This window comes from Treponema sp. UBA3813 (assembly GCA_002368605.1).
Taxonomy (GTDB): domain Bacteria; phylum Spirochaetota; class Spirochaetia; order Treponematales; family Treponemataceae; genus Treponema_D.
This window is the reverse complement of sequence record DFEB01000022.1, coordinates 38,466-46,652: the sequence shown is the minus strand read 5'-3', so window position 1 is coordinate 46,652 and position 8,187 is coordinate 38,466. Positions and strand designations below refer to the sequence as shown.

The 8,187-nt window shown below is 42.9% G+C and carries 7 protein-coding genes and 1 tRNA gene; 7 read left to right on the top strand and 1 reads right to left on the bottom strand.

Annotated elements, in window-relative coordinates:
- From B2089_RS03520 to B2089_RS03490, 7 genes are all read left to right on the top strand, one after another.
- Positions 1 to 1,032: S1 RNA-binding domain-containing protein (locus B2089_RS03520; protein WP_296685931.1), on the top strand; the 1,032-nt coding region annotated here is incomplete at its 5' end.
- Positions 1,033 to 1,053: 21 nt separating this feature from the next.
- Positions 1,054 to 2,604, top strand: a complete 1,551-nt coding sequence (locus B2089_RS03515) for a sigma-54-dependent Fis family transcriptional regulator (protein WP_296320556.1) — start codon at positions 1,054 to 1,056, stop codon at positions 2,602 to 2,604.
- Between the two features lie 67 nt (positions 2,605 to 2,671).
- Entirely contained in the window at positions 2,672 to 3,349 is a 678-nt protein-coding gene (locus B2089_RS03510; RefSeq protein ID WP_296320559.1) for a tetratricopeptide repeat protein, read from the top strand.
- A gap of 43 nt (positions 3,350 to 3,392) precedes the next feature.
- The gene (locus B2089_RS03505) at positions 3,393 to 4,151 is read left to right on the top strand and encodes a hypothetical protein (RefSeq protein WP_296320564.1); all 759 of its coding nucleotides are present in this window, start codon (positions 3,393 to 3,395) and stop codon (positions 4,149 to 4,151) included.
- 43 nt (positions 4,152 to 4,194) lie between these two features.
- A tRNA-Arg gene (locus B2089_RS03500) sits at positions 4,195 to 4,269 on the top strand.
- A gap of 45 nt (positions 4,270 to 4,314) precedes the next feature.
- Positions 4,315 to 4,926: a hypothetical protein gene (locus tag B2089_RS03495; RefSeq protein WP_296320567.1), complete on the top strand. Its 612-nt coding sequence runs from the start codon at positions 4,315 to 4,317 to the stop codon at positions 4,924 to 4,926.
- Positions 4,927 to 5,916, top strand: a complete 990-nt coding sequence (locus B2089_RS03490; RefSeq protein ID WP_296320570.1) for a glycosyl hydrolase family 18 protein — start codon at positions 4,927 to 4,929, stop codon at positions 5,914 to 5,916.
- Positions 5,917 to 5,987: 71 nt separating this feature from the next.
- On the opposite strand, the gene B2089_RS03485 is transcribed toward B2089_RS03490, so the two are convergent.
- Positions 5,988 to 8,147, bottom strand: a complete 2,160-nt coding sequence (locus tag B2089_RS03485) for an ATP-dependent helicase (RefSeq protein ID WP_296320573.1) — start codon at positions 8,145 to 8,147, stop codon at positions 5,988 to 5,990.
- Between the last annotated feature and the right edge of the window lie 40 nt (positions 8,148 to 8,187).

The following is an 8,187-nucleotide window of genomic DNA, read 5'->3' as shown; positions in this document are numbered from 1 at the left end:
CATATCAACGATATGTCTTGGGGGCATGTCACACGGCCGAAAGATTTCGTCAAAAAAGGTCAGGAAGTCGAACTCAAAGTTATCCGCCTTGAGCCAAACGAAAAACGAATCAATCTCTCTCTCAAGCACTTCACTGAAGATCCTTGGGTACACTTCGAGGATAAATATCATGTTGATGACATCGTAGAAGGAACTGTTACAAAACTCACTGACTTCGGCGCATTCATCGAACTTGAAGAGGGAATCGAAGGTCTTGCTCACATTTCTGAATTCAGCTGGACTAAAAAAGTCAACAAGGCTTCTGACATGGTAAAAATCGGCGACAAAATCAAATGTATGATTTTGGGCTACGATATTCCTGCTGGCCGTGTTTCTCTCGGTCTCAAACAGGTTACTGCTAATCCTTGGGATTCTATCTCAGAAAAATATCCAGAGGGAACAAAACTTTCTGGAAAAGTTGTCAAGCTTACTAATGCAGGCGCATTCATTCAGCTTGAGGACGGAATTGATGGATTCCTTCATGCAGAAGACATTTCTTGGACAAAGAAAGTTAAACATGCCGGAAGCGAACTCAAAGTCGATCAGGAAGTTGAAGTTGTCGTTCTTGAGTCAGATGCTGAAAATCACCGCATCCGTGTTGGAATCAAGCAGCTTACAGACAATCCTTGGAAAAAATTCGCAGAGGATTACAAACCGGGCTCAACTCTTGAAGGTGAAATCACTTCAATCACTGATTTCGGTATCTTTGTAAAAGCTCCGGATGGAATCGAAGGTCTTGTAAATAAGGCAAACTTGAGCGATGATCGTGAGGTTCCTTATGAAGAGGCTGTTAAAAAATACAATGTCGGTGACAAACTCAATGTATTTGTTGTAGACATCAATGTCGAAAAAGAGAAAGTTGCTTTCTCTGTAAAAGAGTACAAAAAAGCTCAGGCACGCAAAGAGATTTCTCAGTATATGACATCTTCTGAGAATGATGATGACGGAGCATATACTCTCGGCGACATGATTAAATCTCAGAAAAATAACTAATTTTGTTTTGTTGGTGCATCGATGGGTGATTTAAATTCTCTTTCACTTGAACAACTTAAAACACTCATCGAAATCAACGGACGAATTAATTCTAATTACTCTGACATAAACGCATTGTTGGTTTATATTCTTGAATCGGCAATGCGTTTAGTTCATTGTGAGTCATCTTCTCTTCTTCTCTTGCATAACGAAGATGATACTCTTCGTTTTGTGGTTGCATTGGGGCCAAAAGGCGCCGAAGCTCAGAATATCCCGGTTGCAAAAAATTCCATCGCTGGTTGGGTTGCCGAGCATAATAAATCCCTTATTTTAAACAATGTTGCTTCTGACCCACGCTTTTCTACTACTGTACAGAACAAAACCGGATATGTAAGCCGAAATATGATTGCGATTCCCATGCGAATTAAAGGAAAATGTATCGGAGTTATTGAGCTAATAAACAAGGCTGAGGCGCTTCCTTTTAATGATGATGATTTGGCTGTGCTTGAAAGTCTCGCTGACCAGGCGGGAATTGCTTATATAAATGCCGATTCATACCGCAGTGCTAAAGATAGGATATCTGTGCTTACCTCAAAAATCGAGAATGGGTCTGAGTATCATCCTTTTGTAGCGCGGAGTTCTGTGGTTCTTGATTTGCTTCGCGTAATCGATGAAGTTGCCAAAACAAATACTACTATTTTGATTACTGGCGAAAGTGGCGTTGGCAAAGAATTGTTTGCTGAGCAGTTGCACACGAAGAGTACTCGTCGAGACAAGCCCTTTGTTCGTGTGAATTGCGCTGCTCTTTCACCAAGCCTTCTTGAGAGCGAGCTTTTTGGTCATGTAAAGGGGGCTTTTACTGATGCTGTGAGCGATAGAATCGGTCGTTTTGAAGCCAGTGATGGCGGAACAATCTTCCTTGATGAAATAGGTGAGCTTTCCCTTGATTTGCAGGCAAAACTTTTGCGTGTCTTGCAAGAGCATAAATTCGAGCGGGTCGGCTCAAACAAGACTATTTCAGTGGATGTTCGCGTTGTAGCGGCTACCAACCGTAATCTTGAGCAAATGGTCAGTGACGGTCTTTTCCGAAGTGATTTATATTATCGATTGAATGTAGTTCCTCTTAATATTCCTCCTCTCAGGGAGAGAAAGGACGATATTGAGAGCCTTGCTTCTTTCTTCCTGGATAAATTCAGTCGTGAGACAAAAAAGAATTTCACCGGATTTTCCCAAACCGCAATGAAGGCCTTGTATGACTATTACTGGCCTGGAAATGTCCGTGAATTGGAAAATTCAATCGAAAGGGCTTGCGTTCTTGGGCGACCACCCATGATTCAGGCTGAGGATTTGCGAATTAATTCGGTTCCTTCCTCTCCTAAGACAAATTCTTCAAGTTCTGAATTTGATACGATTGCCAGTGAGATAGCAGACAGCGATGATAGGACTCTTAAAACAGCGCTCAATCGTTTTAAGGCGGCCTATCTTAAAAAAATCCTTGGTGAGACTTCATGGAATCAAACTGAGGCTGGAAAGGTTTTGGGTATTCAACGAACTTATGTCTCGCGCCTGCTTAACGAGTTGAATATACGGTAAAAATTCATTAAAATATTTGAATCAAAAAATGATTATTGTGCTAAAAGGCATTCTATAGGAGTAAAAAATGGCTAATACATCAGAAAACGAGACGCTTGCAACTTCTTTGAGCGCAAAATTAGAAAAATCAAAGGGACTTGTGCTTACGGTTGGTGCGATTGTCCTTGTTCTTGTGGCTGCGGTTCTGGTTTTTGCGACTGTTCGTGCGAAATCAATTTCAAATGGAATCGAGCGTGTTGATTCTATTTCTTATGCTTTAACAAATGAATCTGAAGAACTTTCTGATTCTGATATTGCTGCTCGCCAGAACAAAGCTCTTGAAGAACTTGTTTCACTGGGAGATAAAAGCGGCATCGTCGGTTTGCGGGCAAATATGCTCATAGCAGAAATTAAATTCGCTCAGAAAAACTATGAAGAAGCTCGTTCTGCATGGCTCAAAGCTGCAAATCTTAACAAAAAGGCTTATACAGCTTCAGTTTGTTTTTTTAATGCGGCTCTCTGTAGTGAAGAATTGAATGACAGTGAAAATGCTATTGCCTATTACAAGCTTGCTTCTGAGGACGAAAATTTCCTCTTGATTGATCATGCTCTTTTTTCTCTTGGTCGCGTGAATGAGACTGCTCAGAAATACGAAGAGGCGAAAGAAACTTATCAGAAGTTATATGACTTGCACTCAACATCAAATTGGGGCTTGCTTGCAAAATCTCGCCTTATCGCTTTAAAAGCTGCTGGAAACATTCAGTAATTTTCTGAAACTTTTTCGATATTTAATTATTATATTTATATCTATGAATAATGCCGGTGTTAAAATCAAAAGAATTTCCCCACTTGTCTTTTGCTTTTTGGCCGGCATTTTTGTTTTTTCTTGTGGACTTGAAGAAGTTATCGTTGTTTCTGATCCGACGACGACTTATAATGATCCTCTTTATTCAAGCTCCGACCCTTTGACATGGTATTTCAGTTTCAAAACTGTCAAAGATAGCGGCGACTCTTTTTTGGGTACTGATGTATATTATAAAATCTACAATAATTACAATGACTTGAACAGCCAGAGAGCCGCGATTCTTGCCGTGAATTCATCCTCGAACGGTTCTGCTTCTGCGAGACAAATGATTGAGGCTTACTCTTATCAACCTTTGGGAAAGGCAGCTGGTTCTGATGTAGTTTTTTATCCTTCTTCAAGCGGCGAGAGGGTTGTTATTCGCTTAAAGACATATCAAAACGGCTCTACAGACCCTGACAGCGCATGGTATTCATTTAATGCAGGTGTGGGAACTTTAACTTCTAATAATGATAGTCCGCGTAGAACCAATGGAAAAACATTTGATTTTTTCAATTACAATGATACAGATGACCCACTGCAACTGAATGTTGAGCCTTCAAGCGGAGACACTGATTATTGTTATTCGGAGTCAGGTTTTTCTGAATCCAACTGCTATTATGTACAGATGTTTGCCGTCGGTGTTGCGACAGATCCTAATACAGTTGCACGTTCTTACAGTCTTGTTCTCAATTTAGGCTCTGTCCCCATTCGCAAAGGTGAATAAGTCTATTGCAAAATTCATGTTTTTTTGCTATATTATTTTCCACGGGATTGTAGCTCAGCTGGATTAGAGCATCTGCCTTCTAAGCAGAGGGTCGCCTGTTCGAGTCAGGCCAGTCTCAGAGCCGGTTCTTTTGAGCCGGTTTTTTTTATGTAAGGAGAACACAATGCGATTTTTTAAAAATCATTTCATAACTGCACTCATCCTTCTTTCTGTTGCCTTATTTTTTTCTTGCGCATCAGCTGGAAACATGGATTCTCGCGACTTAAAAAAGCGAATTTCTTCAGGTGAAGAAATCCCTGCTTCGGGTGATAAACTTCCGCCGCCGCCTGTCCGGGCAGGTGAGGCTCCAAAATATGAATTCAGCGGTGAAAAGCTTCAGATTGAAGCGGAGAATATGTATTATGATGGTTTCCAGCTTGTTGGTGACGCTGTTGCATCAAAATCTTACGCCCTTAAACTCTTGAATGACTCTTCATGGGCAATCGCCGAGGTTAATTTCCCGGCAGGAAGTTACGAGGCTGTGGCAAATGTTCTTGCTCCTTCTGCTAATCATACGCGCTTCAATCTTTATGTAAACCGGGATTCATATCTTCTGTATGGTTCAGAGCCGCCGATTGGAAAGTACGAGTTGACGACGCGCTCTCCCGCAAGTTTTACCCTTGATGTTCCGACCACTGTTACTGTAAAAATCCAAAAGAATGACATTAAAAATGCCGCTAACAATGGGCATGACGGCATGACAATCGATTACATCTCATTTAAGAAAATAAAGTAAATGAATAAAAAGTATTTCTTTCGTTCACTTCTTTTTTTCTTTGTTTTTGATATCTTGATTCAATTTCCGATTTTCTCACAAACAGAAGCAGACTCAAAACTTCCGCTTAAAGAAGTGTGGGGCTATGTTATGATTGGTGAGGAAAAATCTTTCTCAAATGATTACCCCGTCACGGATATTGGATATTTTGTCAGTGCAATCAATAATTACAGTGATTTTCCTGAAGTCCCAAACAGATACGAAAAATTTCCTGATTACAAAGGTCGGGTTCATTTAGTTTCAAGCGTAGACTCAACGGCACAGACACATCTTCTCCTTGATCCAAAACTTCCTTTGCGTAATAAAATCATCAAACAACTCGTTGCACAGGCAAAGGATTATGACGGAGTACAGATTGACTGGGAGCTTGTGCTAAAAAATGATGATGAGAATTTTTGGAATTTCCTAAAGCAATTAAAGAAAAAACTCAAAGGAAAAATGCTCACGGTGGCGATTCCTGCCCGTTTAAAAACTCTTGAAAAAGATGCGTATGATTATTTTACTCTGTCAAAAATTGTGGATAAGATAATCGTAATGGCTTACGACGAGCATTGGTCAACCAGTGCTCCAGGTCCAATAGCATCTGTTGCATGGTGCAAGCGAATTGCTGATTATGCTAAAACCGTGATTCCTGAAGAAAAACTCGTGATGGGCTGTCATTTTTACGCCAGGGCATGGAACAATGAGGATGTGGGACGAAAAGCCTACCGCATGTATAAAATCGATGGTTTGATTAAAGACAATAAGGTTTCCATATTTAATAAATCAGCCGATGGTGACTTGAGTTTTTATTTTGAGAAGAAAACGCGCGTTACCGTTTTTTATGACACGATAGATTCCGCCATTGCCCGCTGCAAAATGTATGCTGATAGTGGAATAGAGCGATTGTCTTTCTGGAGAATCGGACAGGAAATTCCCGAATTCTGGGATAAAATCGAAATTGCAGATTAAAAACTGCGAGAATTTTTCAGCGACTTTGGCGGTGGAAAATTCTCGTAAGGATTTTGACAAAAGTTGTTTTGTCAAAATCCAGGAACTTTCGGTGCGGAGAATTTCTTTTTCATCTGCTGAAGCAAATCAATGGCCATGTCCGCGCTGACTTCTTTTTGTGGCTCGTGGTACTGAACCAGATGAGACGGAATCTCGTCCAAAAAGCGGCTGGGCTGGCTTTCGACAACGCTGTTCTGACGGCGGCGGCTTCGGCAGCTTGAAATAAAAAGTTTGTCCCTTGCCCTCGTGATTGCAACATAAAAAAGCCTTCGCTCTTCCTCTACAGCAGCGTCTCCTCCCTCGTCAACGGCACGCCCGTGGGGAATGAGACCTTCTTCACATCCCGCAATGAAAACCACCGGGAATTCCAAGCCTTTTGAGGCGTGAATGGTCATCAGGTTCACTTTTCCAAGATTCTCGTCATCGTCCATGTCGTCCCGGCTTAAAAGGGTGATTCGGTTGAGGTAGTTGTAAAGGGTTGGCTCGCCGGACTCCGGATTGTTTTCCCAGCGTTCGATTGAGCCAATCAGGCTTTCGATGTTGAGCATTTTGAAGCGGGCTGCTTTTTCTGACTTTGGATTTTCGCCAATCAGATAGTCCATGTAGCGGATATTTTCCACCATAGTTCGCACTTTTTTTGAAAGTCCGTGACCGCCCAGCATTGATTTGTTCGATTCGATTATGTCAACGAAGGCCTTGAGGTTCTGCTTGGTGCCTTCCGAAAAATCCTCGTCGTCGAAGTCAGAATACTTGCCGGGGGAGTTTGCCGGGTCAAGCCCGGCAATGACAGGGTGTGCTCCGTTACTGGCAATGTGCGAGCTGTTACTGGCAGTGTACGAGCGGCCTGACATGAATAAATCCGCCTCGTTGTCGCCCACTTCCAAAAGGGCGTTGATGGCTTCCCAGAGGGAGCAGGAGAGGTTCTTTGCGATTTCGTTTAGTTTTTCGATGGTCGCCCGGCCGATTCCCCTTCGGGGCGTGTTTATGATTCTAAGCAGGTTCACGTCATCGTCGTGGTTTGAAATGACACGGAGATAGCTTATTATGTCCTTGATTTCCTTGCGCTGGAAAAATGAAGTGCCGCCACTCATCGTGTAGGGAATGTTCTCGGCCAAAAAAGCTTCTTCTATTGCCCTGGACTGGGTGTTTGCCCGCATGAGAACGCAGAAATCGTCGTATTTGCGTTTTTCGGTAATTGAAGTGGCCTGAATTGACTCCACGATAAAAGCCGCTTCTGCCGTCTCGTTGTCGGGCATGTAGATTTCAATGGGCTTTCCGTCGCCGTTTCCGCTCCAGAGTTCCTTGTCCTTGCGGTTGGTGTTGTGCTTTATGACTCCGTTTGCCGCCGCAAGGATTGTGCCTGTTGAGCGGTAATTTTGCTCAAGGCGGATTTCCTTTACGTCCTTAAAATCTTTTTCAAAATTTATGATGTTCTGGTAGTCAGCTCCCCGCCATGAATAGATGGATTGGTCATCGTCACCGACTACCGCAACATTGTTCTCGGCCAGAAGACGCATGAATTCGTACTGCTGGTGGCTGGTGTCCTGAAATTCGTCCACCATGATGTACTTGTAGCGTTCCTTGTATTTTGCCAGGACTTCGGGGAATTCACGGAAAATCTTAATGGGAAGGGTGATGAGGTCGTCAAAATCCACCGCATTGTAGAGTTTTAGACCCTCCTGATAGCCCTCGTAAAGCTCCTTGTACATTTCGTTTTCGATTGTCCAGTGCTTGCGCCCGGTCTTTATGTCGGAGATTAAAATTCCCACCTGATAGACATCCAGAGCATCTGGAGAATATGCGAGTTCCCGGCCGGTCTCTTTTATGAGTGAAGCCCGGTCAGTCTCGTCGTAAATCGAAAAATTTTCCCGGTAGCCCAAAAGCCCGATTTCCTGCCGCAAAATCCTCACTCCGAAAGCGTGGAAAGTGGAGACGGTGAGAAGGGGCAGTTTTTTGCCAGTGAGTTCCTTGATTCGCTCGCTCATTTCCTTTGCGGCCTTGTTGGTGAAGGTGAGGGCAAGAATCGCGCTCTGGGGAACGCCTGCGTCCAGCATGTGGGCGATTCGGAATGTGATTACGCGGGTTTTTCCGCTTCCGGCTCCTGCAATTATGAGAATGGCGCCGTTAATGGTCATGACGGCTTCGTACTGCTCAGGGTTGAGTTCGTTCTTTAAGTCTGATAAATCGGTCATTGGAAGTAGAATTATAAATGACTGATGAGAAATGAGCAAT

Excerpts from the sequence above, each read along its gene's own strand:
- B2089_RS03515 (WP_296320556.1), top strand. The coding sequence starts at position 1,054 with ATGGGTGATTTAAATTCTCTTTCACTTGAACAACTTAAAACACTCATC.
- B2089_RS03510 (WP_296320559.1), top strand. The coding sequence starts at position 2,672 with ATGGCTAATACATCAGAAAACGAGACGCTTGCAACTTCTTTGAGCGCA.
- B2089_RS03505 (WP_296320564.1), top strand. The coding sequence starts at position 3,393 with ATGAATAATGCCGGTGTTAAAATCAAAAGAATTTCCCCACTTGTCTTT.
- B2089_RS03495 (WP_296320567.1), top strand. The coding sequence starts at position 4,315 with ATGCGATTTTTTAAAAATCATTTCATAACTGCACTCATCCTTCTTTCT.
- B2089_RS03490 (WP_296320570.1), top strand. The coding sequence starts at position 4,927 with ATGAATAAAAAGTATTTCTTTCGTTCACTTCTTTTTTTCTTTGTTTTT.
- B2089_RS03485 (WP_296320573.1), bottom strand. The coding sequence starts at position 8,147 with ATGACCGATTTATCAGACTTAAAGAACGAACTCAACCCTGAGCAGTAC.